Source organism: Paenarthrobacter nitroguajacolicus (genome assembly GCF_007786235.1).
Taxonomy (GTDB): Bacteria; Actinomycetota; Actinomycetes; order Actinomycetales; family Micrococcaceae; genus Arthrobacter; species Arthrobacter nitroguajacolicus_A.
Genome location: NZ_VNFK01000026.1, coordinates 1 through 24,269 on the forward strand (window position 1 = coordinate 1; position 24,269 = coordinate 24,269).

General features: G+C 64.3%; 26 protein-coding genes. 7 read left to right on the forward strand and 19 right to left on the reverse strand.

Translation table 11 applies throughout. The annotated features are described in order from the left end of the window. Positions 1 to 208 precede the first annotated feature (208 nt). The 16 genes from FQP90_RS21605 to dacB all read right to left on the reverse strand — a co-directional run bounded on the left by FQP90_RS21605 (position 209) and on the right by dacB (position 16,367). On the reverse strand, positions 209 to 1,702 hold the full coding sequence (locus FQP90_RS21605) for a DHA2 family efflux MFS transporter permease subunit (RefSeq protein WP_144653125.1): 1,494 nt from the start codon (positions 1,700 to 1,702) through the stop codon (positions 209 to 211). Between the two features lie 105 nt (positions 1,703 to 1,807). Then, positions 1,808 to 2,710, reverse strand: coding sequence for a pantoate--beta-alanine ligase (gene panC, locus FQP90_RS21610; protein ID WP_144653126.1), 903 nt, complete (start codon positions 2,708 to 2,710; stop codon positions 1,808 to 1,810). A gap of 5 nt (positions 2,711 to 2,715) precedes the next feature. Beyond that, positions 2,716 to 3,624: a Rossmann-like and DUF2520 domain-containing protein gene (locus FQP90_RS21615; RefSeq protein WP_144653127.1), complete on the reverse strand. Its 909-nt coding sequence runs from the start codon at positions 3,622 to 3,624 to the stop codon at positions 2,716 to 2,718. Then, positions 3,617 to 5,203, reverse strand: a complete 1,587-nt coding sequence (locus tag FQP90_RS21620) for a PH domain-containing protein (RefSeq protein ID WP_439898664.1) — start codon at positions 5,201 to 5,203, stop codon at positions 3,617 to 3,619. The genes FQP90_RS21615 and FQP90_RS21620 overlap by 8 nt, the downstream gene beginning before the upstream one ends. A 20-nt stretch (positions 5,204 to 5,223) precedes the next feature. Next, positions 5,224 to 5,736 carry a PH domain-containing protein gene (locus FQP90_RS21625; RefSeq protein ID WP_144653129.1) on the reverse strand — a complete coding sequence of 171 codons (513 nt, stop codon included), beginning with the start codon at positions 5,734 to 5,736 and terminating at the stop codon, positions 5,224 to 5,226. Further along, the gene (locus FQP90_RS21630) at positions 5,717 to 6,238 is read right to left on the reverse strand and encodes a DUF3180 domain-containing protein (protein ID WP_144653130.1); all 522 of its coding nucleotides are present in this window, start codon (positions 6,236 to 6,238) and stop codon (positions 5,717 to 5,719) included. Before FQP90_RS21630 ends, FQP90_RS21625 begins: the two co-directional genes overlap by 20 nt. A gap of 2 nt (positions 6,239 to 6,240) precedes the next feature. Next, positions 6,241 to 6,780: a 2-amino-4-hydroxy-6-hydroxymethyldihydropteridine diphosphokinase gene (gene folK, locus FQP90_RS21635; RefSeq protein ID WP_144653131.1), complete on the reverse strand. Its 540-nt coding sequence runs from the start codon at positions 6,778 to 6,780 to the stop codon at positions 6,241 to 6,243. Beyond that, on the reverse strand, positions 6,777 to 7,136 hold the full coding sequence (gene folB / locus FQP90_RS21640; protein WP_144653132.1) for a dihydroneopterin aldolase: 360 nt from the start codon (positions 7,134 to 7,136) through the stop codon (positions 6,777 to 6,779). The genes folK and folB overlap by 4 nt, the downstream gene beginning before the upstream one ends. Before the next feature lie 12 nt (positions 7,137 to 7,148). After that, entirely contained in the window at positions 7,149 to 8,054 is a 906-nt protein-coding gene (folP, locus tag FQP90_RS21645; protein WP_144653133.1) for a dihydropteroate synthase, read from the reverse strand. Positions 8,055 to 8,059: 5 nt separating this feature from the next. Then, entirely contained in the window at positions 8,060 to 8,695 is a 636-nt protein-coding gene (folE, locus tag FQP90_RS21650; protein ID WP_090822646.1) for a GTP cyclohydrolase I FolE, read from the reverse strand. 10 nt (positions 8,696 to 8,705) lie between these two features. After that, complete coding sequence (ftsH, locus tag FQP90_RS21655) at positions 8,706 to 10,775, reverse strand: ATP-dependent zinc metalloprotease FtsH (RefSeq protein WP_144653134.1); 2,070 nt, start codon at positions 10,773 to 10,775, stop codon at positions 8,706 to 8,708. Positions 10,776 to 11,002: 227 nt separating this feature from the next. Continuing rightward, on the reverse strand, positions 11,003 to 11,845 hold the full coding sequence (locus FQP90_RS21660) for a hypothetical protein (RefSeq protein WP_144653135.1): 843 nt from the start codon (positions 11,843 to 11,845) through the stop codon (positions 11,003 to 11,005). Positions 11,846 to 11,990: 145 nt separating this feature from the next. Next, on the reverse strand, positions 11,991 to 12,542 hold the full coding sequence (gene hpt, locus FQP90_RS21665) for a hypoxanthine phosphoribosyltransferase (protein WP_011772910.1): 552 nt from the start codon (positions 12,540 to 12,542) through the stop codon (positions 11,991 to 11,993). Between the two features lie 31 nt (positions 12,543 to 12,573). Continuing rightward, the gene (tilS, locus tag FQP90_RS21670) at positions 12,574 to 13,644 is read right to left on the reverse strand and encodes a tRNA lysidine(34) synthetase TilS (RefSeq protein WP_144653171.1); all 1,071 of its coding nucleotides are present in this window, start codon (positions 13,642 to 13,644) and stop codon (positions 12,574 to 12,576) included. 92 nt (positions 13,645 to 13,736) lie between these two features. Then, positions 13,737 to 14,858 carry a zinc-dependent metalloprotease gene (locus FQP90_RS21675; RefSeq protein ID WP_144653136.1) on the reverse strand — a complete coding sequence of 374 codons (1,122 nt, stop codon included), beginning with the start codon at positions 14,856 to 14,858 and terminating at the stop codon, positions 13,737 to 13,739. A gap of 60 nt (positions 14,859 to 14,918) precedes the next feature. Continuing rightward, on the reverse strand, positions 14,919 to 16,367 hold the full coding sequence (gene dacB, locus FQP90_RS21680; RefSeq protein ID WP_144653137.1) for a D-alanyl-D-alanine carboxypeptidase/D-alanyl-D-alanine endopeptidase: 1,449 nt from the start codon (positions 16,365 to 16,367) through the stop codon (positions 14,919 to 14,921). A 208-nt stretch (positions 16,368 to 16,575) separates the two neighbouring features. Here dacB and FQP90_RS21685 point away from each other — a divergent pair, with 208 nt between their 5' ends. The 6 genes from FQP90_RS21685 (at position 16,576) to FQP90_RS21710 (ending at position 20,972) form a co-directional block, all read left to right on the forward strand. Further along, positions 16,576 to 17,064 carry an inorganic diphosphatase gene (locus tag FQP90_RS21685; RefSeq protein WP_024818962.1) on the forward strand — a complete coding sequence of 163 codons (489 nt, stop codon included), beginning with the start codon at positions 16,576 to 16,578 and terminating at the stop codon, positions 17,062 to 17,064. A 194-nt stretch (positions 17,065 to 17,258) separates the two neighbouring features. Then, complete coding sequence (locus tag FQP90_RS21690; protein ID WP_144653138.1) at positions 17,259 to 18,239, forward strand: hypothetical protein; 981 nt, start codon at positions 17,259 to 17,261, stop codon at positions 18,237 to 18,239. Continuing rightward, positions 18,236 to 19,012: a hypothetical protein gene (locus tag FQP90_RS21695; RefSeq protein WP_144653139.1), complete on the forward strand. Its 777-nt coding sequence runs from the start codon at positions 18,236 to 18,238 to the stop codon at positions 19,010 to 19,012. Before FQP90_RS21690 ends, FQP90_RS21695 begins: the two co-directional genes overlap by 4 nt. Positions 19,013 to 19,056: 44 nt before the next feature. Then, positions 19,057 to 19,692, forward strand: coding sequence for an RDD family protein (locus FQP90_RS21700; protein ID WP_144653140.1), 636 nt, complete (start codon positions 19,057 to 19,059; stop codon positions 19,690 to 19,692). Then, complete coding sequence (locus FQP90_RS21705; RefSeq protein ID WP_144653141.1) at positions 19,679 to 20,314, forward strand: hypothetical protein; 636 nt, start codon at positions 19,679 to 19,681, stop codon at positions 20,312 to 20,314. Before FQP90_RS21700 ends, FQP90_RS21705 begins: the two co-directional genes overlap by 14 nt. Positions 20,315 to 20,372: 58 nt before the next feature. After that, complete coding sequence (locus FQP90_RS21710; RefSeq protein WP_144653142.1) at positions 20,373 to 20,972, forward strand: hypothetical protein; 600 nt, start codon at positions 20,373 to 20,375, stop codon at positions 20,970 to 20,972. Between the two features lie 83 nt (positions 20,973 to 21,055). Here the strand turns inward: FQP90_RS21710 and FQP90_RS21715 are convergent, their stop codons facing one another. The 3 genes from FQP90_RS21715 to FQP90_RS21725 are packed head-to-tail and all read right to left on the reverse strand — an operon-like array spanning position 21,056 to position 23,003. Further along, positions 21,056 to 21,652 carry a DUF3618 domain-containing protein gene (locus tag FQP90_RS21715; RefSeq protein WP_144653143.1) on the reverse strand — a complete coding sequence of 199 codons (597 nt, stop codon included), beginning with the start codon at positions 21,650 to 21,652 and terminating at the stop codon, positions 21,056 to 21,058. Then, on the reverse strand, positions 21,649 to 22,080 hold the full coding sequence (locus FQP90_RS21720; protein WP_144653144.1) for a phage holin family protein: 432 nt from the start codon (positions 22,078 to 22,080) through the stop codon (positions 21,649 to 21,651). The genes FQP90_RS21715 and FQP90_RS21720 overlap by 4 nt, the downstream gene beginning before the upstream one ends. Beyond that, entirely contained in the window at positions 22,077 to 23,003 is a 927-nt protein-coding gene (locus tag FQP90_RS21725) for a hypothetical protein (protein ID WP_208760057.1), read from the reverse strand. Before FQP90_RS21725 ends, FQP90_RS21720 begins: the two co-directional genes overlap by 4 nt. A 183-nt stretch (positions 23,004 to 23,186) precedes the next feature. Here FQP90_RS21725 and FQP90_RS21730 point away from each other — a divergent pair, with 183 nt between their 5' ends. Then, complete coding sequence (locus FQP90_RS21730) at positions 23,187 to 24,269, forward strand: FUSC family protein (protein WP_244296928.1); 1,083 nt, start codon at positions 23,187 to 23,189, stop codon at positions 24,267 to 24,269.

Here is a 24,269-nt window from a genome sequence, read left to right on the forward strand (position 1 = left end):
AACCCAAAAACACCCCAACAACCAGCAGTGAAGCCCATCACACCACCCAAACCACCGCCGTCGAACACCCACCACCCCCAAAAAACAGCAACGCTCCCCCACCAAAGTGAGAGAGCGTCGCCCGAAAACGGCAAATACGTGAGAGAGCGTCCGCCAAAAACGGCGATTAGGTGAGAGAGCGTCGGTAGGGGGCTGCGGCTAGCGGCCGTCAGTGACCCCCGTGGCCTCCGGCGCCCTCGGTCTTGCGCATCATGGCACCGAGCACCACTGCGGCGACGGCAATGATGGTGGCGGCGAGGAACGCTGCCTGCATACCGGCAACGAGCCCAGAAGAAGCCGAGACCACAGCGTAGATGGAGACCAGCAGCGCAGTTCCAGCTGCTCCCGAAACCTGCTGCGCGGTGCTGATGATGGCCGAACCATGCGAGTAGAGGTGCGGGGGCAGCGGGTTCAGCCCCGTGGTGAACGCCGGCGTAAACAGCAGGGCCAAGCCAAGGCTCAACGTCACGTGGAGTGCAATCACCCAACCGAGCGCACTGCCCTCATCCAACCGGGAGAACTGCCACAGCGTCAGGACCATGAGGACGGAACCGGATACCGTCAGCGGCAAGGGGCCAACCTTGTCGAAGATCCGGCCGATGACCGGGCCCAGCAAGCCCATGGCCAACCCGCCCGGCAGCAAAGCAAGTCCGGTCTCCAGCGGCTGAAGGTGCAAGGTGTTCTGGAGGTACAGAGGCAGCAGGATCACGCCACCGAACAACGCCATCATGGCTACCACCATCAGCAGCGTTGACACAGTGAACATGCGGAACTTGAAGGCACGGAGGTCAAGCAACGGGGCATCGGACTTCTGGAGCTTGAGCTGCCGGAAGACGAACAGTGCCAGGCACAGGATTCCAACCACCAGAGCGATCACTGGAACGATGCCCGCGTCCGTGCCACCGATCTGGCTCAAGCCGTAGACCAAGCCACCGAAGGCCGGCACCGTCAGGATCACGGATGCGACGTCAAGGGTGGTCTTTTCGCGTTCACCAACGTTGGTGAGGTACTTGGCGCCAATGGCGAAGGCTGCAAGGGCCACCGGCAGCACGAACACGAACATGAAACGCCACGAGAAGTGGTCCAGGATGATGCCGGAAACGGTTGGGCCCATGGCGGGCGCCACGGAAATGGCAATGCTGACGTTGCCCATGACGGCGCCACGCTTGGACATGGGTACCAGGGTGAGGATGGTGGTCATCAGCAGCGGCAGCATGATGGCCGTACCGCCGGCCTGGACGATGCGTGCCAGCAGGAGCACCAGGAATCCCGGCGCCAAGGCAGCCAACAAGGTTCCGCCGCTGAAAAGTCCCATGGCGAGCATGAAGGCCCCGCGGGTACTCATCCTCTGCAGGATGAACCCGGTGGTAGGAATAACCACTGCCATGGTGAGCATGAAGCCGGTGGCGAGCCATTGGACGGTGGAAGCGCTGACCTGCAGGTCCGTCATGAGCCGCTGGAGCGCGACGTTCATGATGGTTTCGTTGAGGATGACCACGAAGGTGGCCACCAGCAACGTCACGATGACAGTCACGGATTCGCGGGACATCTTCCCCGACACAGGGGCCTGTGGGCGCCCTGCCTCGGTTACGGTGACGGCACCGGAAGTGGGCGCGCCGGATTCAGGTTTGCCGTTGGCGTCGGACGTGACGTCGGTAGACATGAGGGTTCCCCAAGGGTTGGATTTGGTGTCCGGCGAGCTGTGCCGGTGAAGACTAAAACAGTCTAAGCGCCCATCCAATTCCCGTCAGCAGGAAAATTCCAAACGTTAGGAGAACAACGGAGCGTTATCGATGAGCCGAACCGGCCCTACTTTAGCGGCAACGATTGCCAGGCCTTCGCCGCGGAAGGGCGTCTCCTTGCAGTTCTCTGCGAGCGGTTCCAGCGTTGTGGGATCCACGACGTCGAAGTAGTCCAGTTCCACCAACGGTTGGGATTCAACAAGCGCGACGGCGGAATCCAGATCCAGCGGTTCATGCGCTGTGGCGCGGGACTCAATAAGGCGCAAAGCCCGCGACAACACCAACGCCGCTTCGCGCTCCTCATCCGACAGGAACCGATTGCGGCTCGAAAGCGCCAAGCCGTCATCGCTGCGTACGATCGGCACAGGAACGATCTCCACAGGGAAATTCAGGTCCGAGACCATGCGCTTCACCAAGGCCAATTGCTGCGCATCCTTCTGGCCGAAGTAAGCCCGGTAGGCCGCCGTCGTACCATCCGCCGCAGCACCTCCGGGTAGTCCATAGTGCAGCAGTTTGGCGACCACGGTTAGCGCGCCGTCGAAGTGTCCGGGGCGTGAGGCGCCTTCCCACTTCTCGCCCAGCGGCCCGGAGGTCACCCGCACCAGGGGCTGGCCGCCCGGGTACACCTCGTCCACGGAAGGTGCGAACACGAGGTCAACGCCTTCGGCGTCAAGCAGGGCCATGTCGGCGTCGAGCGTGCGCGGGTAGCGGTCAAGGTCCACAGCGTCGCCGAACTGCAGCGGGTTAACGAAGATGGTGGCTACCACGACGTCGTTCTCAGCGACGGCGGTCCGCGCAAGTGCCGCGTGGCCCGAGTGCAGGGCGCCCATGGTGGGTACCAAACCTTGCGAACTTCCACCCTTGGCTGCCAGGAGCCTGGCGCTCTCGGCGCGCAATTCCGCCGCAGTGGTCACGAGTTTGATGGCCATGCTGTTCAGTGTCCTTCCGGCGACTTGGGGTGGGCCCCCAAGGCATCGTCGATCTCATTCAGTTGTTCCGGGCGCAGCAGGCCTCGGTTGCCTGCCCGGCGTGCAGTGGCCCGCGCCATGGCCTGGTAGGCCGCGAGGACATCGCCGCCTGCACCGCCGTCGTATTCCTGCAACGCCTGGGCGTGAGCGGAAACAGTACCCACATCGCCGCGCGCCACGGGACCGGTCAACGCAGATTCGCCGGACGCGAGGGCATTTTCCAGGGTGGCACGCAGCAGCGGACCAAGCATGGTTTCCGGGTTTTCGACGCCGATCTCCCGGAGCATCTGCGACGCCTGCGCCACCAGCGTGACCATGTGGTTTGAGCTGTGCGCGAGGGCTGCGTGGTAAAGCGTGCGGTCACCCTCGGCAATCACTACCGGCTCGGCACCCATCTCAACCACCAGCGCCTGCGCGATGGGCAGCATGGCGGCATCCGCCGTGACTCCGAAGGTGCAATCCATGAGGCGGGTCAGGTCCAGACTCATGCCGGTGAAGGTCATGGCCGGGTGCAGCGCCAACGGAATCGCGCCAACCGCGCGGACCGGGTTGAGGATCCCGACGCCGAACCGGCCTGACGTATGTGCCACCAGTTGGCCGGGCTGCCAGGCTCCCAGCTTGGCCAGACCTGCGACCAGCTCGCCAAGGGAATCGTCAGGGACGGCCAGCAGAACGAGCTCGGCACGCTCAACAATGTCCTGGATTTCGAGGATCGGCACACCGGGCAGCAGCGTCTCGGCCCGCTCACGGCTCGCCTCGGACACCGCAGAAACTCCGACGACGGCGTGCTCGGCTCCGCGCAAAGCGGCACCGAGGACGGAACCCACCTTGCCTGCGCCGATGATGCCGACTCCGAGTCGTCCTGGCCTAGCCATCGTGGCGGTCCTCCTGGTGGGTTGAAGTCTGGTGTTGTTCGGGCTGCACTGGTTTCCCAAGCTCCGCTGGTTTCCCAAGCTCCGCTGCGGCCGCCACTTCCGGAGCCTGTGGCGCTACCTGCGCCAGCCACTGCTCGCTGGTTTGCCGTTTCCTCGCCTCGCGGGCACGGGCTGCCTGCTGGTCGAAGAGCTCCACGGCCTGGCTGACGCCGGCTTGGAACACGCGGGGAGACACAGGGCCTGCCGTGGTGTGGAGGACAAGATCGGCCACCCCGAAGCGCCGTGCCCATGGGCCTTGATGCAGGGCCATGGACTGTGTCCGCTGATGCGGAACCATCACCAACGCCCGCCACCAGCGTCCCGACCGGATCAGCAGAGCAGTTCGGGTAGCGCGGAACCCATTGCGTCGCCAGCCAAGCGGGGCCAACAACCGGGCGCGACGCGGGGTGGTGGTGAAGCCATCAGTTTGGACATCCGGAACCTGTTCGTCCGGGGCCGGGTTGGACGAGCCCACCGGCGCCAACCCCTCAAGCCCGGCGGTGAACACCCTTTCCGGGTCCTCCACACCCGGATCCGGCAGCACCAAGGACATCATCCGCATGACATCGGGTTTCAAGCCAACAGGAAGCAACATGGTTCGGGCCGCACCTTCAGTGCTGGCCGAAACGCCGTACCCCGCCACATTGACGTGCATCCGGTACCAGCCGAAAATCCTCCAGAGGGGCGGCTGCGTCACCATGAGTGCTTGAATACGTCCCGGCGGGAGGGTCTGTGCCTGGGTATCCAGGAGACCGTATCGAAGGCGGATACCGTCCGGGGAGATAGCGGCTGTGAAGTTGTAACCCTTGTTGAAGGACGTCCAGTACGCGGCGCCGATGCCAAGGATGCCGGGAATCAGAGCCAGGAACAGAGTCTGGTTCTGCGTAAAGACCGAAACCGCAACCACCACCGCGGCGCCGACCAGGATACCGATGGTTTGCTCGCTCAGGAGCAGCGAACCGATGAGACGACCCGGTGGCACCGACAACACAACATGCTCCGGAGCTTCGGGGACTTCCTCGGTCGCTTCGGGACCGCTGACCACGCCAGCCGCGCGCGCCAGGATGGTGGCGCGCAACTGCTTGGCTTGGTCGAGCGGAAGGTAAGCCAACCGCACCGCAGACTCACCGGCGTCGGCCACTTCAAACTTGAGTTCAGCCAGTCCGAAGATCCGCGCCAGAAGAGGCTGCACGATGTCGATGGCCTGGACACGGTCCAGGCGGGCCTGCCGCTGCTGCTTGAACAGGAAGCCCGTGTTGACGCGGACGTACCCTTCGGCCACTTGGTAGCGCGTGAAGTACCAGCTCAGGATGAACCCGCCCACCGTCAGGAGCAGCACCACGGCTCCGCCGGCCAAAAGCCACGGCACCCGGCCGTTCAGGTTCGGGTCCAGGAAGTCGCGTCCCTGCAGCATGCGCTCGAAGGCGTCGCGGCCAAAGAAGAACCCGACGGCGGCCAGCGCCACCCAGCCCCGGACAAACGGTGACGCGGGATGGACGCGGTTCCAGCCGCCGTCGACCTTTTTGTCGGGGAGGCTCACCGCCGCACTGTCCTGCGGGCTCACAGCCCGGCCAGCCTGGCTTCTCCGCGAGCCGAAAGCTGTTCGCGCAAGCGTGCGCCTTCCTCGGCGGGAAGTCCTGGGAGATGCGCGTTGGTTCCAGCCGAAGCTGTGTGGAGCTTGAGGGTGCAAAGTCCCAGGCCACGCTCAACGGGGCCAACAGCAACGTCCACGTACTGCATTCGTCCGTACGGAACCACCATGGTGCGCTGGAAGAAGATGCCACGACGGATGAGGAGGTCGTCGTCGCGTTCCGCGTACCCGATGGCGCGCACTTGGCGCGGGATCAGCACGAGCCGCCACAGGGCCAGAACCAGCATCACCGCCGGAACCGTGATGGCGAGCCATAAGGGAGGCCAACGCCACCAGCCCAGCAACACGAAAATAAGCGGCAAGCTGAGGACAGCCACCATCAAGACGTTGCCGATGGCCCACTCCACCAAGCGAACGGTGACGTATTTGGGGGATACCCGCAGCCACTGAACGCCGGGAGGGTCAATCGCCTCGGTATGCATACTCGCCTTCACCTTTGGTTTCGCCGCGACGGGGTTCCGGTCCGGCGGTACCGCCTTCAAAGTCTTCCGGAGGGATCCGGCAGAACCGTTCCACAACCAATCCAACGACCACCATCACCACACCGCCGCCGCCCATCAACAAGGCGTTCCACAAGATGCCTTCACCGCCACGCAAGCTGCCGATCCGGAGAAGGTCCAACGAAATCCCGGCATGCCAGCCAAGGAGAAGCGTCCCGGCGTAAGCGCAGGCCTGGGCCAGGATCAACGTCCGTGCAGCCAGGATCGGGTTCAGCATGTTCTTCTTCTTGCCGTTCCGCCAGCGAAGGACACGGATGCCCATGACCAGTGTGAGCCCGACGATGACGCCCATGGTGATCAGCGCGGAGACCGGCAGGACCGGTGTGGGCATGCTGAAGCGGTTTGTGGTGGCCGTGGCCAACCAGCCGATCACGGCAGCGATGACGGCGATGAGCACCAGAACCACGGGGCGCATTGCTTTCATGGCTACTCCACTGCTCCCGTCGCCGGCACACCGGCGACGTCACCGTAGCCGTCGAAACGGCGAATGTCCGGCATGTCAGCGGCGACGGCGGCCAGTTCGGTAACGCTCTGGCCGTTCAAGTGCGCGTGAGGCTCCAGCAGGGACCACGGGTACAGCACGAAAGCACGCTCTGCCGCCCTGGGGTGCGGGAGGGTGAGGATGGGATCGTCGCTGACGACATCTCCGAAAACCACGATGTCCACATCAAGCGTCCGGGGACCCCACCTGACTTCCCGCGTGCGGTGGTGCTTCGCTTCGACGTCGTTGCAGTGCTTCAGGAGCTCCAACGGAGTAAGTGTGGTCTCGACAGCCATGACCATGTTCAGGAAATCGGGCTGGCCTTCCGGCCCGCCGACCGCCTTGGTTTGCACCACCGGCGAGACGCCCAGGAGACGTACCTCCGGCGGGTCGACGAGGTCGGCCACAGCCGTGGACAGCGTGTCATTCCGCTCCCCCAGGTTGCTGCCAAGCGCCAGGATGGCCTTGGTGTAGCCGGACGTCATGACCGCTCCCTGTGAACGCTGACGGTGACGTCGCCAAACGGCACCTCGATGGGGGCCTTGGGCTTGTGGACGGTGACATCGACGGCGGCAACACTGTAGTTCTCGAGGATGCCCTCGGCGATCCTGACGGCCAAGGCCTCGATGAGGTTCAGGGGCTCACCCTCGATGTGTTTGGTGATCAGTTCAGCCACTTCGCCATAGTGCGCCGTGTACTGGAGGTCGTCAGTCTCGGCAGCCTTGGTGAAATCCGTGTACAGCACTGCGTCCACCACGAATGGTTGGCCGTCACGGCGTTCGAAATCGAACACTCCGTGATAACCGACGGCGGTGACGCCGGTCAGCGTGATCCTGTCCACAGCGTTTTCCTATCAGCGGGCGATACGGGCGGCGACCTTGACGGCGTCAAGGCTGGGACCGACGTCGTGAACGCGAACAGCCCAAGCACCCTTGGCGGCGCTCAAAGCGGTAATGGCGGCAGTGGCGGCGTCGCGTTCCAAAGGCGCGGCCGACTTACCGGCCACGGTGAGGAGCGAACCAAGGAAGCGCTTACGGGAAGCAGCCACCATCACTTTGTGGCCGAGGCCAAAGAGGTGGTCCAGGTTCTTCAGGATTTCCCAGTTCTGGTCCTCGTTCTTGGAGAAGCCGACGCCGGGATCGACGATGATCTGCTCCGGCGCAACGCCCGCTGCGTACAGCTTGTCACGGACGCCGCTGAGCTCTGCGACGACGTCCTCGGTGACGTTCTCGTAATCCGTGAGGCTATCCATGGTCAGGGCGTCGCCACGGCGGTGCGTAAGGATGTACGGAACCTTGGTGCGCGCCACGAGCTCAGGCATGTCCGGTTCAATCGTGAGGCCGGAAACATCGTTGATGATGGCAGCACCGGCCTCCACAGCGGCAGCAGCAGTGGACGTATGCATGGTGTCGATGCTGACCAGCGCGCCGGCCTTGACCAGTGCCTGGATGACCGGAAGGACGCGGCGCTGTTCTTCTTCCGGCGAAACGGGCTCGGCGCCGGAGCGGGTGGATTCGCCTCCGACGTCGATGATGTCAGCGCCGGCGTAGAACATCCGCAGGCCCAGCGCGATAGCGGTGTCCGGGGTGCGGTGGGTGCCGCCGTCGCTGAAGGAATCCGGGGTGACGTTGAGGATTCCCATGACGAGCGTGCGGTCCGTGGGCAGGTCCTCGAACCTTGCCGCGGGCCGCGGCTTGCGGAGAACCGGCAGCGGGCTTGTGGCCGGGCCGGTTCCGGGTGCTGCAGCGAGGGAGTCCATAATGCTTACCTTCCGAGTATGAGGCTCATGGCCTCGGCGCGGGTGGCCGGGTCATGGAGTTGACCGCGCACCGCGCTGGTGACGGTCTTCGCGCCGGGCTTGCGGATGCCGCGCATGGACATACACATGTGTTCACATTCGACGACGACAATCGCCCCGCGCGGGTTGAGGTGCTTCACGAGCGCCTCCACGATCTGCGTGGTGAGGCGCTCCTGCACCTGGGGTCGGCGGGCATAGATATCGACCAGTCGCGCCAGCTTGCTGAGGCCGGTCACCTTTCCGTCATGTGACGGAATGTAACCGACGTGCGCGACTCCGTGGAACGGCACCAGGTGGTGCTCGCACGTCGAGTAGAAGGGAATGTCCTTCACCAGGACAAGCTCTTCGTGGTCGAGGTCGAACGTGGTGGAGAGGACATCCGCAGGGTGCTGGTGCAGCCCCGCGAAGACCTCTGCGTAGGCCTTGGCCACGCGCTTGGGCGTGTCCTGGAGGCCTCCACGGTCAGGATCTTCGCCTATTGCCAGGAGGATCTCGCGGACAGCCGCTTCAATGCGTGGTCGATCCACTTTGTGGCCGTGCTTGGAGCCCGCGGCGGAGCCGTGGGCGGCGGCGAGGTCGTCGTCGTCGTCGAAATGAGTCACAGCAGAAAGCTTAGCCGTGATGCGGGTGGTCGTTGCCGCCGTCGGGATGCGGGGCCTGGAAGGAATCCTGGCTGCTGACCCCCTGTGCATGCGGAGCCACCACGTCCAAGGGCTCGTCCAAGCGGGCCTTCTTGGCTTCCTCCTGGGCTTCGCGCTCAGCCTTCTCGGCGCGGCTCTCCACAGGTGGAATCGACTGCACGGGACGGGATTCCTTGGACAGCCAGATCTCGCGGAAGTCGCGCTTCCGGATGTCGTGGAAAATCTCGGCGATCTCGGCCTGGTTCAAGGTTTCGCGTTCCAGCAATTCCAGTGCCAGGCGGTCCAGGACGTCGCGGTTTTCCGTGAGGATGGCGTAGGCCTCGTCGTGCGCCTGGTCGATCAGGCGACGAACTTCCTCGTCCACGACGTAGGCGATCTGGTCCGAGAAGTTGCGCTCCTGCGCGGCGTCGCGGCCGAGGAACGGCTCGCCGCCGCCCTGGCCCAACTTCACCGCACCGACGCGTTCGCTCATACCGTACTGGGTGACCATCTTCCGGGCCGTGGAGGTGGCCTTCTCGATATCGTTGGAGGCACCGGTGGAGGGATCGTGGAACACGATCTCCTCTGCGACGCGACCACCCATGGCGTAGGCCATCTGGTCCAGCAGTTCGTTACGGGTCACCGAGTACTTGTCGTCCTCGGGAATCACCATGGTGTAGCCCAGCGCACGGCCACGGGGAAGGATGGTGATCTTGGTGACCGGTGCGGAGTTACGCAGGGCAGCGGCAACCAGTGCGTGGCCACCTTCGTGGTACGCGGTGATCTTGCGCTCAAGTTCCTTCATGACGCGGCTGCGCTTCTGCGGGCCGGCCATGACACGGTCGATTGCCTCGTCCAGCGCCCGGTCGTCAATAAGGTTGGCGTTGGACCGCGCGGTCAGCAGCGCGGCCTCATTCAGGACGTTGGCCAGGTCAGCGCCAGTGTAACCGGGGGTCTTCTTGGCCACACCCCTGAGGTCGATGCCGGGGGCCATGGGCTTGCCCTTGGCGTGAACGTTGAGGATCTGTTCGCGGCCGATCATGTCCGGGGCTTCCACGGTGATCTGGCGGTCGAAACGGCCCGGGCGCAGCAGAGCGGGGTCCAGGACGTCCGGGCGGTTGGTGGCCGCGATGAGGATGACGTTGGTCTTGACGTCGAAGCCGTCCATCTCCACGAGGAGTTGGTTCAGGGTCTGTTCGCGCTCGTCGTTACCGCCGCCGATACCGGCGCCACGATGACGGCCCACGGCGTCGATTTCATCAACGAAGATGATGGCCGGTGAGCTCGCCTTGGCCTGCTCAAAGAGGTCGCGGACGCGGGAAGCACCAACACCGACGAACATTTCAACGAAGTCCGAGCCGGAGATGGAGAAGAAGGGTACGCCGGCTTCGCCCGCAACAGCACGGGCAAGCAGCGTCTTACCGGTACCTGGAGGGCCGTAGAGCAGCACGCCCTTGGGAATCTTGGCACCGACGGCCTGGAACTTGGCCGGTTCCTGGAGGAACTCCTTGATTTCCTGGAGCTCTTCCACGGCTTCGTCGGCACCGGCGACGTCGGAGAAGGTCACCTGCGGCATGTCCTTGTTGACCAGCTTGGCCTTGGACTTGCCGAACTGCATCACCTTGGAGCCGCCACCCTGCATGCGGGAAAGCAGGAACCAGAACAGGACACCAAGCAGCAGCACGGGGATGAGCAGAGAGAACAGGCCGGAGAACCAGTTGTTCTCGATCGGTTGGTCGGTGAAGCCCTTGTCAGGGTTGGCACTGGTAACAGCCTTCACCACATCCGGGCCGCGGTCCGTGACATAGAAGAACTGAACGTTCTTGCCCTTGTCCTGGCCGTCCAAATTCAGGTTGTCCTTGAGCACCAGGTCAACGCGATTCTCGGCGTCGAAAATCTTGGCCTGCTCAACCTTCCCGCTCTGGGAAAGGAGATCGAGGCCGTCCTTGGTGTCAATGCGCGTGGAACCGCCCGGAGCCAGTGTTGCGAATGCCACCAGGAGCAAGCCAACGACGACAACAATCCAGATGCCCGGGCCCTTGAAGAAACTCTTAGCTTTCATCTGATCGGGGTTTTGCCCCGTCCCTCCTGGTAGTGCTGCAAGGCGCAACTTCTGCGCGCGAGTGGTGCTGCTTCAGTTTCAAGCTATACACCGTTCCCAGTAATTCACGCACTGGAAAGTCCAAAAGTTCCCTCTGGGCGTACACAGGATACTCGCGTCCGGCGCGTCAGGACAGGGTTTGTTGCTCCAATGGCCAGCGGCGGTCCCTTTTCGTGGGAGGTAACTCGTCAGGCCGCGGCAACAGGGAGCACCAGCAGGTAGCCGGTAGGCAGGTCCGTGCTCCAGCGTCGAGGCTCGCGGACTACGAATTGCTGGGCCAACTGTTCCGGGGTCAGCAGGCTGTTGGGTTCAGGTGAGGGCCCCCACTGCCCGCTTCCGTGCGGGTACAGCGGGTCAAGGACGCGGATGCCGGTGACCTGGAACTCCGGAAAAAGGGCAGGATCACCGATCGACTCGAAGCCACTCATCACCCAAGCGTGACGGCCGCTCCACATGACCAGGCCAACAGGCCGGCCTGTCTGGGCGATGGCACGCGAAGCCGCCTGAAGCGTGTCCTCGTAGTTGGCGATGCTGACCACGGAATACGGGCCCATACCCACCTCGGTCAACACCTGCGCCCAGCCGCGTGGGTTGGCACCGTTGAATGAATTGGACGACCGCGCCCGCGCCATCTCCCACAACTCACTCTGTTGCGCAGGAGCAGCCCAGGAACCGCCACCGGTGTCGTCAATGAGGTTGTGCGCCATCTGGATGCTCGCGGCCACACACCAATCGAAGGTGTACTGCGGAACGAAGTCCCCCTCTTGGTAGAGGTTGAGGGCGAACGCCTCCGGCACAAGGGGCAGGGCGGGCGGCGGGGCAGGCTGCGGAGCCTGGGCGGGCGGAGGTGCGGCGACGGGTGCCTGGCTCGGGGCCTGTGATGTGCCAGCGGAGGGTGCGCTTGGCATCGCCGAGGAGGTAGTGGTCGGCTGGCCGGTGGCCTCGTCAATATCGACCGCTGGAGTGCAGGCCGTGAGGAGGGTGGCAAGGACGGCGAGCCACGCCAGGAGACGGGCAGGGGCACCGGTCATGGTTCAGTCTAGCTCCGGGCCCTCAGGCAGGGCACCCCTTAAACGCGAATGCCGCACCGACTCCCGCCACGCCCACCAGTGGTTACTGGGGCGAACGGCGGAAAGCGGTGCGGCGGAAAGCGGTGCGGCGAAAAGCGCAGGAAGTTTACTCGTAAACGTGCGGAGCCAAGGTGCCCACGAAGTCCAGGTTGCGGTACTTCTCGGCGTAGTCCAGGCCGTAACCCACCACGAATTCGTTGGGGATGTCATAGCCGACGTACTTGACGTCGATTTCCACCTTGGCGGCGGTCGGCTTGCGGAAAGCCGTGCAGATTTCGACGCTGGCAGTGCCTCGGGACTCAAGGTTGGACTTGAGCCAGGACAGGGTCAGACCGGAGTCGATGATGTCCTCCACGATGAGCACGTCTTTGCCCATGAGGTCGGTATCGAGGTCCTTGAGGATCCGGACCACGCCGGAAGACTGGGTGCCGGAGCCGTAGGACGAGACAGCCATCCAGTCCATGCTGACGTGGCTGTGCAGCGCACGCGCGAGGTCAGCCATGACCATGACGGCACCCTTGAGCACACCGACAATAAGGATGTCGCGGCCTTCGTAGTCCTTGTCGATCTGCGCCGCGAGTTCCGCGATGCGCGTCTGGATCTGCTCTTTGGTGTAAAGAACGTGCTTGAGATCTGCCTGGACGTCGTTTGAATCCACCAATGGCTCCTGTTTTGATGCTCGGGTGCGGCTACTGTTGGGACGGTTTCTGATGCCGGAATACTAGCTTCCCACAGCGCGCGGCTTCACGGGGACCGGCCCCCGTTGATTCACCGGTCGCATCGGCCTCCGGAGCACCTGTGGAAACGGTCCGCTGCTGCTCCAAATCGCTGAGGGATAGGCGGTACACGCTGACGTGGCCGGGTAGCTCCACCGGTCCGGCCGACCCTTGGCGTCGAAGCAGCGCTTCCGCAGCTTGGAGGCGCCCGTAACCGGGCTGTTGACCCCCGACGTCGGCGGCCGCCTTGGCGATCACACGGAACCTCAGTGCTGCGGGCAGCTCCCGGACGGCGTCCTCCGGCAACCAGGCGCCACCGGCTTCCCTCTGCACAAGTGAGAGATAGGTCTCGTTGGCCAAATCCTCAAGGAAATCTGCATCCTGCTGGAGGATCGCGGCGGTCCGTGCCAGCGACTCAGCGACGCCCGGCCCGAGCTTTTCCTCCAGAACCGGCATGACTTCCACGCGGGTCCTGGAGCGGGCGAACGCAGGATCGGCATTGCTCGGATCGTGCCAGGGGTCCAGTTCCTCAACCTCGCAGATTTCCAGGGTCTCCTCGCGTCGGAGGCCCAGGAAGGGGCGGAGCAGGCGTCCGCGGGCTGGCCTCATACCGGCCAGCGAGCGCGTTCCGGAACCGCGGGCCAGCCCCAAGAGCACTTGCTCCGCCTGGTCATCCAGGGTGTGGCCCAGCAGGATCGCCTCACATGCGAGGTCGTCAGCGGCAGACTCCAATGCGGCGTGGCGGGCGTCCCGGGCAGCAGCTTCAGGCCCAAATCCTGTGGAAGCAACGTCCACAGTGCGCACTTCCACGGGATCGATTCCCAGCTGGCGCAGCACAGACGCAGTATGCGAAGCGACGTCCGCCGACCCGACCTGCAGCTGATGGTCAACCACCACGGCGGCCACTGCCACCGGATGCCCGTCCACGTGCCCGCGCCGGGCAAAGTAGGCGGCAACTGCTGCGAGCGCCAAAGAGTCCGGCCCCCCGCTGCACGCCACGAGCACACGTGATGGATAACCGGCAGCGGCCAGGGCGTTCTGCAACTGCTTACGCGCTTTGCCGACGACCGGCGCCAAACGACCCGGCCGGCGTCGACCCTTAGCTGCTGACGTACCGCCGTGACTGACAGGAACGCTCAAAGCCCCATCCGCTCAAGCCAAAGCTTGGAGTTGTGGATCTCTTCCTCGGTGGGAAGGTAGTCGGCGGACTCCCAGACCCGATTGAAGCCTTCCATACCGGCGACGGCCACCACCTCGCGGACAAACTTGGCGCCGTCCGTGTACTGGCGCATTTTGGCATCCAGGCCAAGGAGGTTACGGATGAACTTCTCCACCACGCCACGGTCCTTGCCACGCTCGTTGAAGCGCTGGCGGATGGTTTTCACGGAGGGGACGATGCTGGAATCCACGGCATCCATCACCACATTGGCATGCCCCTCGAGGAGGCTCATGACTGCGGTGATGTGGGACAGGGACGCCTTTTCCTCGGGGTTCTGCAGAAGGTCAAGAATGGCGCCACGGCCTGGCGTTTTGTCCGAGGGAGTGCGGTCGCGCAGGGACTTGGCGGCGGCGCTAGCCCGTTCCATCAAAGAATCCATGTTGCCCAGGAGGTTCCCGCTGAGCTTCTCGATTTCGTCCAGCATGTGGTGCCGGAGCCACGGCGCGGCGGCGAACTGCACGCGGTGCGTTTGCTCATGCAGGCAGACCCAAAGCCGGAAGTCGTCCGGGTGGACGTTGAGTTCACGTTCCACGGAGATGATGTTCGGCGCCACGAGCAGGAGGCGACCGCCGGGCGGAACGTTGGCGTCAGGGGCCAAGGCAGCAAAAGGATCGTACTGGCCGAGGACCTTGCTGGAGAGGAAAGCGAGCACAGCGCCCAGCTGCGTACCGGTGATGGCGCCGCTGGCAGCAGCGGCGGCCGGGGTCATGCCCACACCGCTGCGGCTCTCCAGCATCTTCTTCAGCGCCGGCTGCAGCATCACCGAGAAACTCTGCGTGTTGGCCTTCGACCACGAGGCGCGGTCCACCACCAGGACGTGCGAATCACGCAGGTCCCGCGCGGCATCCAGTCCCGTGATGTCGTGCACGTGTGGGACGGAGATATCCGCGTTGAAGCGCAGGTTCTCCACCGCCTTGCCAATCTCTCCGGCGCTGAGCTCAGGGCCGGGAGGGGCAAGCCGGGCAGCCGTAGAGGCGGCCAGGTCCCAGTTGATCAGGGACGGGGCCCCTGCTGACGAATCTCGGGCAGATGACACCATACGGTCCATCACACCACACGTAACCGACAGTGAACCCTTAAGTTCGCTCCACGCTGAGCATTAACCCCGGCAACCACATGAGGCCAGCACCGAGGCCGAGCGGTCCATCGCCACCTTGTTCCCGGCGGCCCCCGGGTCCAGGCCGTTGCCGATGAACGAGAACACCAGCAACCTGCCATCCGCATCCACCACGTAACCACTCAGCGCGATCACCGTGTTGAGCGTCCCTGTCTTGGCGCGAACCAACCCGGCACCCTCGGCGGTGCTGGCGTCCACATACCTGTCATCCAACGTGCCGGTCAGGCCGGCCACTGGGAAGCCGTCCAGCGCTGTCCGCAAGGCAAGATCCGGTCCGCTGGTGATTGCACGGACAACGTCGGCAAACTGTCGGGCGCTGACCTGGTTCTCCAGCGCCAGGCCGGAAACGTCGGCCAGTTGCATCGAATCCGTGGCGATTCCCAACTCCCCCAGCCTTTGCCGCACGGCCGCAGTGGCGCCGTCGTACGTCGCCTTCTGGCCGGAAGCGCCTGCGGTCATCCGCCCGAGTGCCTCGGCGAGGAAGTTGTCCGAGGTCTCCAGCATCAAGTCCACTTGTTCGCTGACCGTGGCTGACTCTGCTGTGGCCAGCACTTTGGCGGGGAGGCCTTTGCCGCGTTCGACGCCGGGCGTCACCGAAACGCCGGCGGCGGCCAACTGCTCGGCGAAGGCCTGGGCGGTGGTGGCGGCCGAATCCTGTGGCCGCGGACCGGTCACGACGCCCGGCGAAAAGCGTCCGGAGTTCAGGGCGAGGGAGAACAAGGGCGCGGTCTCGCCTGCTGCGACGTCATCCAGACTCCACGCCGGGTTGAGGGGCGCTCCGGCGAACAGGGAGTCGTCCACCTGGACGGTGACGGGCCCCTTCACCCCGGCATTAGCCAAAGCCTCAGCGGTGTCCTTAGCCAAGGAAGCCAACCCGGCCCGCCCCAGGACGGCTGAAGGATCAGACGCGGAAGACCCCAGCAGGACGTCCCCTCCCCCGGTCAGGACCACTGTGGAGGGGTCGTCGGACGCGAGGACCCTGGTGGTGAAACGCGACTCGGGGCCCAGCGCCTTCAAGGCGGCGACGGCGGTCAGCAGCTTCATGTTCGAGGCCGGGATGCGGTTGTCGTTGGCGTCGCGGTCAAAGAGGACCTGGCCGGTGGAGGCGTCCATGACGACGCCGCTGATGGTGCCCGCGCCGTCGGGTTTCAGGGTGGCATCCAGGAGCTTCGTGACTTCTGCTGGCAGGGGGATTGGAGCATCCGCGTCCAAGGGGAGCACGCCATTGGCGTCGGTGAGGTGCCCGGGCTCTTGTTGCCAGGCGGGAATGGTTGGCGAAGGCTTGGGAATACTCAGCAGCCCTGGCACCATTCCGACTACCACCACTGCACCGAGGCACAGCAGGACAACCGCCAAAAGCCCTGGCCACTTCAAGCGCCCCCACGCCGCGGATACCCGCTTCCGGGCACCCCCGTTCTTAACGCCCTTCATGCAGCCGCTTGGTCCTGTCAGTCCTGAAATGTCCCCGCCGGTTCAAGAAACCCGGGCCTCTCGCTATATCCTCAATAGTAGTCGGCGGCACCGGCTGTACTTTTGCCTGCCGCCAGCCCCGGGCTAAGCAGCCTGCCTGAGGCACCGTCACCCGTGACGGCCGCTTCGGCGGAGCGACGCCCCACCCACACCCGTCAAGGAGCATTCCATGAAGCACGACGTGACCATCGAGATCCCCAAGGGATCGCGCGTCAAGTACGAAGTTGACCACGAAACCGGCCGTGTCCGCCTGGACCGCGTCCTGTTCACCTCCATGCAGTACCCCACGCACTACGGCTTCTTCGAGAACACCCTGGGCGAAGACGGCGACCCGCTGGACGCACTGGTGCTCCTGCAGGACTTCGATCTGCACCCGGGCGTCATCGTTGAATCCCGCCCCATCGGCGTCTTCAACATGACGGACGACGGCGGCGGAGATGCCAAGGTCCTCTGCGTCCCGGTTGATGCACGCTTCGACCACATCCAGGAAGTCAGCGATGTGAGCGAGTTCCTGATCAAGGAAATCGAGCACTTCTTCACGCGCTACAAGGACTTGGAGCCCGGCAAGTGGGTCAAGGCCGAAGGCTGGGGCGACCGCGCCGCTGCCGAAGCTGAGCTGGAAGCCTCCATCAAGCGCTACGTTCCGGCAGCACACTAGTTCTCACCCAACCGAGTCGCAGTTACCCGGTTGGGTCTCGACGGCGGTCGGTGCGGTTCCCTGCGAACCCCACCGGCCGCCGTCGTTCTTTAACAGCTGTTTGTGCACATGGGCATGTCTCCCCATCGCGGCGGCTTGCAGGTCCGCCTAGGCTGAGACGAGACTTTTCGATGCTTGCACACAGGGGGTTCCATATGGCTGGGTTCTACGGCGCGGATATCGCGCAGCTTCGCAGTCTGGCTGGCGTGATGGGCAAGGCTGCAGACGCCATCAACTTGGAAAGCGCGCAGCTGTCCAACGCCATCAATTCCACAACGGCGTGGCAGGGCAGGGACGCCACAGTGTTCAAGGGCGACTGGAACAGCCAGCACCGGCAGAGCCTGGTGAAGGCCGCCAACATGCTTCGCGAAAATGCGAGCCAGCTGAAGAAGCACGCCAACCAGCAGGAGTTCGCCAGCCACAATGACGGTTCGGGCACGTCCGTGGGTGTGCTCAAGGATGTCTACGACACCGGAATGGGCGTCAAGGAACTCGGCGCGCAGCTGTGGACCGCCTACAAGTACGGCAAGTTGGGCCACGCGGAATGGGTCAAAACCCGTGAAGTGCTCACCAATTGGCGTGCCGGCGGAACGGTTGTCCGTGACGCATTGACCGCCCTGCGCAACGGCGAGAAGGTCACAGATGTCATCACCGACCTCAAGGCCAACATCCCTTACAGCCAGGCGTTCCAGGATGCCAGCAAGTTCTCCAAGGGACTGCGGATCGCCGGAGCCGTGGCGGCACCACTGAACATCGTGGGTGGCATCAGCGACATGATCAGCCCTGAGCACGACGGCTGGCGCGGCACCGGTGACCGGGTTGCAGGCGGGCTGTCCGTGGTGGGTGGAGTGGGCAGCATCATGCTCATGACAGCCGGTGGCGCGGCACTCCTGGGACCCATTGGAGCGCCGATCGTTATTGGCGCGGGCATTGTGGCCGGAGCCTGGGCCCTGGGCAACCTCGTGGCCGACAACTGGGATTCCATCAGCAACTTCGCGAGGAACCCCGGCAGCTACATAGCCGACGGCGCCAAGGAAGTGGCGGGCTTCGCCAAGGATGTAGGCAGTAAGGTGGCAGACGGGGTCAGTGACGCCGCCAAGTCAGTCGGAAACTTTGTCGGAGGGATATTCGGATGACCACCAGCACCATGAAATGGACCCAGCGGGACATTGAGGCAGCTGCCAAGGTCCTGGCATCGGCCAGCGCCGTGGGAGCGCCCTTGCCCACCTTGACCGACGAAGAAGTGGTGGCCCTTGATGGTGTCCAACACGAGCAACTGGTGGCCCTTCCTTGGCTTTCGGCCCAGGATGCCAGCAAGGAATTGATGTGCGCCATCGCCCTGCGCGGCCTGCTGGCCAAGGAGCTTGTGTACCCGGTGGTGTTCGAGGGCGAGACCGAGCCTTCCCGCCTCCACGCCACCGAGGACATCACCGGTGCACTGACCTTGCGCCGTAGCGGCAGCAGCGTTGTTTCCGTGGAGCGCACCGTGTCCACGGGTAAGCGGTGGCTCTACGGCTACGTCCACGACGACGGCGTGCTGCTGGAGGAAGTGGACGAAAGCGGCCTGCACGGCTTCACCGTTGTCACCCGCGAGCAGTTGGTCCCGCGCCTGGCGGACTTCGTGGACCCTGAGAAGGCCGCGGCCAAGGACACCGATCCCACCGTGTACACAGAAGCCCAGTTCGAGGACCGCGCCGCAACAGTCTTGGCCGACACCCAGGCCGCGAGCAACGTGGTGGCGTTCAACTCCGACACCAACGACTTCCCCACCGTCACTGTCTACACTGGCCCGTCCAGCGTGCATGTGCTGACACCCCAGGTAACTGGCGAGTCCGTCAAGCTTGAACTGAAAGAAACCTCGGCAGCGTCCTTGGCCGGCGTCCTCGGCGGACTCGCCGGCCTGGCCTGACATCGCACCCACGCCGCCCACCGCCGTCGAGCTGAAAGCCCCTCATGACCACTTCGAAGTCCACCACCGCCACCGGTCTGGTTGATGCCGCCACTGGCCGTCCCGTACGCCGCCACCCCGATACCGGCGCATACTTCGTCAAGGCGTCGGGAAGCGCGCACTTCTGGGGCCGGGCCCTGGACGCGCTCGTCTTCCTGGTGGGCTACGTGGTCCTGGCCGTGATCGCGGTGATGGCTCGCGAGTCCATGATGAACAGTGGCTCGATGCTGGGATTCAACGACGGCTTCTGGCTGACCCTCTACGTTGTCCTGTGGTTCGTCGGCCTGTTCGCCTATGGCATGATCTGGGGCACTGCCGGCAGCGTGGGTGACGCCGCTGCGGGTATGCGCTCCGTCCGGATCAAGGACGGCACGACGGCGGGTGCGTGGCTGGGCGGTTGGCGCGCCATTTGCTGGTCCTTCTTCCCGTTCTTCGTGGTGATGGTCATTGCTTCAGCCTTGAGTGGTGGAAGCGGCGACACGTGGGACCCGAAATTCGCCGCCGTCGATCGCCGGTCCGGCCTGGCTCAAGGCCAGCCGCCGGTTCCCGATCCCAAGATCGTTGCCTCGCAGCAGGCCGCCGACGCCGAGCAGCAGAACCTCCCCAACCTTTACGGCCAGCGCCCGGATGCACGGCCGTAACTGGCTGGTTCGACGCGTTGAGCGCCGGCTCGGAACCGAGCTGGGGCAACTCCGTTATGTCGCTTCTTCGCGGCGCATCTTCTGGAAGGCCCTGGTCGCCTGCCTGATAGTGGGTTTCGTCTTTGGGACCATCGCGGAGTTCGTCAGCCCTATCCGCTCAACGCGCCAGCCCGGACATTTCAACGATCCCGCGTTTTTCGCCACGGCCAGCATCCTCACCGGACTGGTGTTGTGGTCCATGACGTTTCTGGGCAGCTTCCGGAAACTGCTGGTCTTCGACCGCGGAATCGTTGCCAAGTACTCACAGGCAAGTACGCAGTTGGTGTTTCCTTGGAACGACATCGTTCCCGGAACCATCAAGGCCGTCACGACGGCCGACGGTACCGACCCGGACCGCCGGCTGGTGGCCCGCCGGAAGGTTTCGTTGGGTGCCGGCGGCCGGAATGCCGTGGTATTCCAGGCACGCGACACCTTCTGGGTCTTTGCCTCCAACGAAGATCCAGCTCCCTTGGTCACCGCCATCCAAGGGGCAATGCGGGACGCCGGGATACCTGACGCGGCGCGGGCAGCAGCGGGTGCCTTGCCCGCCGTCGTACTGACCGGGCAAGTGGCTCTTGACTGAACAGCAGGCAAATTATGCCCTTGCAGACCGACTACCAGCCGGTAGCATGTGATCCACTATGTTCACTCTCACCATCAACCAACGCGACAGCCGCCGCGACGGCGACCTTGTGCCGCAGCTGCTCAAGGACCTGCGGCACATTCCTGCGCGGCTCGATTTTGACCGGTCGGTTGAAGATGAAGTGCAGGGAATCGTCGAATCCAGCCATCAGGCCGTAGAGACGGCGCTGATCGCCCTCAGGTCCAGCCAGTGGTACGTGGGAATCGGCGTGGGACCCATCAACGAGCCGCTCCCCAACCTGGTCAAGGACGCATCGGGGCATGGGCTCGTCTACGCCCGCAGGGCCGTGGACCGGCTGCGCAACGGCAAAGAGCGGATCCCCGTTGCCGTGGATGGCCCCTTGGCCGCCCTCGCTTCGGAAGCCGAAGCTGTACTCCGGCTGCTGGGACACATTGTGCAGCACCGCAGCGCGGCGGAGTGGAGGGTCCTGGATCTGTTGACCCCCGGGGTTCGTGGCCAGCAGAAAACCGTGGCGCAGGAGCTGGGCATCACCACCCAAGCGGTCAGCAAGGCGTTGGCACGCGCTCAGTGGGCCGAGGAGCACGCGGCCCGGCCCGCCGCGGCCCGCCTGCTGCAGCTGATCCTCGAAGTGCGCTGACAAACCCAAACAGGGGACAGCACCCGTCGCAATGAGGGTTCAATGCGACATGTGCTGCCCCCTGCTTGGGTGGGCGGGCCAGTTTACTGGTTGCTGACGTTGTCCTTGGCAGTCTCGGCACGTTGCTGGACGTCGGCGGCTGCTGCCTGGCCCTCGTCCTTCACGTTGGCCGCTGCCTCGGTGGCGCTGTCCTTCACATTCTGCATGGCATCCTGTGCAGGCTCCTTCATGTGCTCGGCGACTTCCTGCGCAGCGTGGCTCAGTTCGTCCGTAAGCGGCTGGGCTGCTTCCTTGACCGCCTGGGCAGCCTCGCGTTCTTTCTCCGAAGCGGGGAACAGGGAGGACACCAACAAGCCTGCGCCGAAAGCGATGAGGCCAGCTGCGATCGGGCTGCCCTGCGTCTTACGGGTGATGACCTGCGGAGTATCGCCAAGATCCGAGACAGCACCGGAAACACTGCCGGCGACATCAGAGACAGCGTTTCCGGCCCGGTGTGCAACGTTGCCTGCGGCATCGCTGACATCATCGCGGGCGCCGAACACGGCGGTCTTGATCTTGTCTACCCGGCGGTTGACGATGTGTGACGGGGTGACCTTGTCAGCCACGGCATCAACGTTGGTGCTGAGCCGCCGGCGAGTTTCTTCGATATCGGCGCGCAGGGCGTCGGGGTTCTGCGTCATCGTGTCTCCTCAGTGTTCGGTTTCAAAGCGGGAGGTATTTCCTTGACCGTCTCAGCGGTCTGCGGCATGCCCTTGATGGTGTTCAATTCCTTGCGGCCCTTTGCTGCCAGGACTGCAGCCACGATGCCCCAGATGACCGCGACAATAACCGCGGACCATCCCAGGCCTACGAGCTGACCCAAGGCCCACCAGAGGGCTATGGACAGGAACAGCACGGTGATGTGGCCGGCGTAGGCAGCCCCGCCCAGCATTCCAGCGCCCTTGCCGGCCTTGGTGGTGGACTCCTTGAGCTCCGCCTTGGCCAGCTCCACTTCCTGGCGCATCAACGTGGAAACGTCGCGCGTGAGGTCGCTCAGGAGCTCACCAAGGGGAAGGGTCTCTGCCTTCACATGGGCTTCCGTGGGAGGCAACTCGGTAGGACTGCTCATCGGTGACCTCCGTACTGGGGGTCGTCGGGATCAAGCGGTCCTGCAAGGGGGTCACCTTGGGCTTTGACGCCACCGGCCTCGGTTTCCGGGTAAGGGAGCGTGGATCCGTCGTAGCCGCCGGTGGTGCCTGCGTCATAACCGGTGGTGGTAGCTGCACCGTATCCGGCGGTGGTCGCGGTGGGTCCGGGGAGGTCCACGGCCGGAGGGGTGACGGCGCCACCCTGGCCTTGGGTGGGGTAGTAGACAGCACGGGGCGTCTGCGATGTGGCATCGGAAGTGCTGCTTGCGGATGCAGCGTCGGAGGCGTTGCCGGCCATGCCCCTGCCAAGACGGCCGGCGAGAACACCGGCACCGGCAGCCAGCAGCAGGAATGTTCCCGGCTTACGGCGTGCGAAGCCCTTGACTTCATCCAGGAGCGAGCCGGGATCCCGGCCCTCCAACCACTGGGCGACGGACGAGGAACGCTGGGCCGCCTGCTGGACCAGATCCGTGGCCACACCACCGTTTTCAGTCGAATTTGCCATGGTGGACAGCTCGTCGGAGATGGAACGCAACCCTTCAGCAACACGCTGCTGCTGGGCTTGGGCCTGATCGGACAGCTCCCCCTTGGTCTGGGTGAGGAGCTGGCGGGCATTCACCTTGACCTCGTGGGCTACATGCCCAGCCTCGGTCTTGGCGGTATCTACGACTCCGCCAGCGGCGTCACCTACGGCACCGGCCACTCCTGCGGCTTCTTGCTTGGCGGTCTCGACAGTTCCGGAACCTGCAGAACCGGTGGTTGAACCGGTAGTGGTGGTTCCGACAGTTTCAGTTTCAACGTCCGGCGAGTCCAGGTAGCTTCCGGTAAAGGGTTCGGTCCCTGCGTGGGCACCGCCCCTTGGTGTCGTGAAGCTTCCGTCCTGCGGCGATTGGCTCTCAGTCATTGTCGCTCTCTTTCCACAGTTGGCAGGCTGCGGACAGCAGCCGGGATAGTAAGTATCGTTACTATCAATGGGTGTGTACCCGGATGCGGGGGTTCTAATCGCCAACCAATCCAAAAGATGGCATGGCCCACATACAGGGCTCTCCACTCGACAGGCGGCAACTTACCTGCCAACGTTGGCTTGATGAGCCAACTGCCCTCAAGGCGACGGCTGATCCCCGCGCTTCGCAAGACCGTTACACGCCACCGACTCCTCTTCGCCGCCAAGACTGCGGTCGCGGCCGGACTGGCCTGGTATCTGGCACCCTTCATGCCCGGGTCCGCTGCCGCCTATCCCTACTACGCTCCCCTCGGTGCCTTGGTCAGCATGCACCCCACCGTGGCGGATTCCGCCAAGCACGGGCTGCAGAGCCTGGCTGGACTGGTCCTGGGCATCGGCATGGCCTTCGCCATCACTACTGTGGCCGCCCCGACCGCCTTGGCTGTAGCCCTGGTGGTGGGCCTCGGCGTGCTCATTGGCGGCCTACCCAGGTTGGGAACTGCCTCGGAGTGGATTCCCATGGCAGCGCTGTTCGTGTTGGTGTTGGGCGACTCGAACGCGGAAGGCTTCTCCTTTGCCTACGTACTCCAGATGGCACTGGGCGTGGCCGTGGGCTTCGCAGTGAACTGGTTGATCTTCCCGCCCCTGCACCTGGACGACATCGACCCCGCCATCGCCGGCCACCAAAGCGCGTTATCCCGGCAGCTCAAGGACATGGCCAAGGCAATGCAGGAGTCCTGGCCACCCAATCACGAGGCCTGGGCCAGCCGCAGCGACGAACTCTCGCTCACGGCGGCAGCCGTGCGGACCGCGGTTCATCAGGCTGAACTGAGCGCCAAAGCGAACCCCAGGTCCCGCCGTCGGGCTACCCGCCTGCCCAACGACCTGGCCGGTCTACGGACCCTTGAGCGGCTGACTTTCCACGTCCAGGACATCACCGACGTCCTGGCAAGTGCCATCTGGGAAAAGGATGCCGGGACAGTCATCCCGGACGCCGTGGTGGGCAATCTGTCCGAGTCGCTGGAGTCCGTGGCAGCTGTGATCGATCACTGGCGGGACGCGGAATCCAGTGAGCTCGCCAGCCGCTTGGCGGAAGCCAAGGATGCCATAGCGGCCCTCAGCGATGCCGTGGCCGAGGCCGCTGCGGGGCAGTCTCCGGTGAACGCTCCGGCGTCGGTGGCCATGAGCCTGCGCCGCATCCTCACGGTGGTGCTGTCCTCGGAGTGA

Coding starts and splice junctions, on each gene's coding strand:
- FQP90_RS21720 (WP_144653144.1), bottom strand. CDS start 22,080: ATGAGCAGTCCTACCGAGTTGCCTCCCACGGAAGCCCATGTGAAGGCA.
- FQP90_RS21700 (WP_144653140.1), top strand. CDS start 19,057: ATGACCACTTCGAAGTCCACCACCGCCACCGGTCTGGTTGATGCCGCC.
- FQP90_RS21705 (WP_144653141.1), top strand. CDS start 19,679: ATGCACGGCCGTAACTGGCTGGTTCGACGCGTTGAGCGCCGGCTCGGA.
- FQP90_RS21690 (WP_144653138.1), top strand. CDS start 17,259: ATGGCTGGGTTCTACGGCGCGGATATCGCGCAGCTTCGCAGTCTGGCT.
- FQP90_RS21630 (WP_144653130.1), bottom strand. CDS start 6,238: ATGAAAGCAATGCGCCCCGTGGTTCTGGTGCTCATCGCCGTCATCGCT.
- folK (WP_144653131.1), bottom strand. CDS start 6,780: ATGACGTCCGGCTACACCAAGGCCATCCTGGCGCTTGGCAGCAACCTG.
- ftsH (WP_144653134.1), bottom strand. CDS start 10,775: ATGAAAGCTAAGAGTTTCTTCAAGGGCCCGGGCATCTGGATTGTTGTC.
- FQP90_RS21710 (WP_144653142.1), top strand. CDS start 20,373: ATGTTCACTCTCACCATCAACCAACGCGACAGCCGCCGCGACGGCGAC.
- FQP90_RS21615 (WP_144653127.1), bottom strand. CDS start 3,624: ATGGCTAGGCCAGGACGACTCGGAGTCGGCATCATCGGCGCAGGCAAG.
- FQP90_RS21695 (WP_144653139.1), top strand. CDS start 18,236: ATGACCACCAGCACCATGAAATGGACCCAGCGGGACATTGAGGCAGCT.
- FQP90_RS21675 (WP_144653136.1), bottom strand. CDS start 14,858: ATGGTGTCATCTGCCCGAGATTCGTCAGCAGGGGCCCCGTCCCTGATC.
- FQP90_RS21725 (WP_208760057.1), bottom strand. CDS start 23,003: ATGACTGAGAGCCAATCGCCGCAGGACGGAAGCTTCACGACACCAAGG.
- folP (WP_144653133.1), bottom strand. CDS start 8,054: ATGGACTCCCTCGCTGCAGCACCCGGAACCGGCCCGGCCACAAGCCCG.
- FQP90_RS21605 (WP_144653125.1), bottom strand. CDS start 1,702: ATGTCTACCGACGTCACGTCCGACGCCAACGGCAAACCTGAATCCGGC.
- FQP90_RS21715 (WP_144653143.1), bottom strand. CDS start 21,652: ATGACGCAGAACCCCGACGCCCTGCGCGCCGATATCGAAGAAACTCGC.
- dacB (WP_144653137.1), bottom strand. CDS start 16,367: ATGAAGGGCGTTAAGAACGGGGGTGCCCGGAAGCGGGTATCCGCGGCG.
- FQP90_RS21660 (WP_144653135.1), bottom strand. CDS start 11,845: ATGACCGGTGCCCCTGCCCGTCTCCTGGCGTGGCTCGCCGTCCTTGCC.
- panC (WP_144653126.1), bottom strand. CDS start 2,710: ATGGCCATCAAACTCGTGACCACTGCGGCGGAATTGCGCGCCGAGAGC.
- FQP90_RS21625 (WP_144653129.1), bottom strand. CDS start 5,736: ATGCATACCGAGGCGATTGACCCTCCCGGCGTTCAGTGGCTGCGGGTA.
- FQP90_RS21685 (WP_024818962.1), top strand. CDS start 16,576: ATGAAGCACGACGTGACCATCGAGATCCCCAAGGGATCGCGCGTCAAG.
- FQP90_RS21730 (WP_244296928.1), top strand. CDS start 23,187: ATGAGCCAACTGCCCTCAAGGCGACGGCTGATCCCCGCGCTTCGCAAG.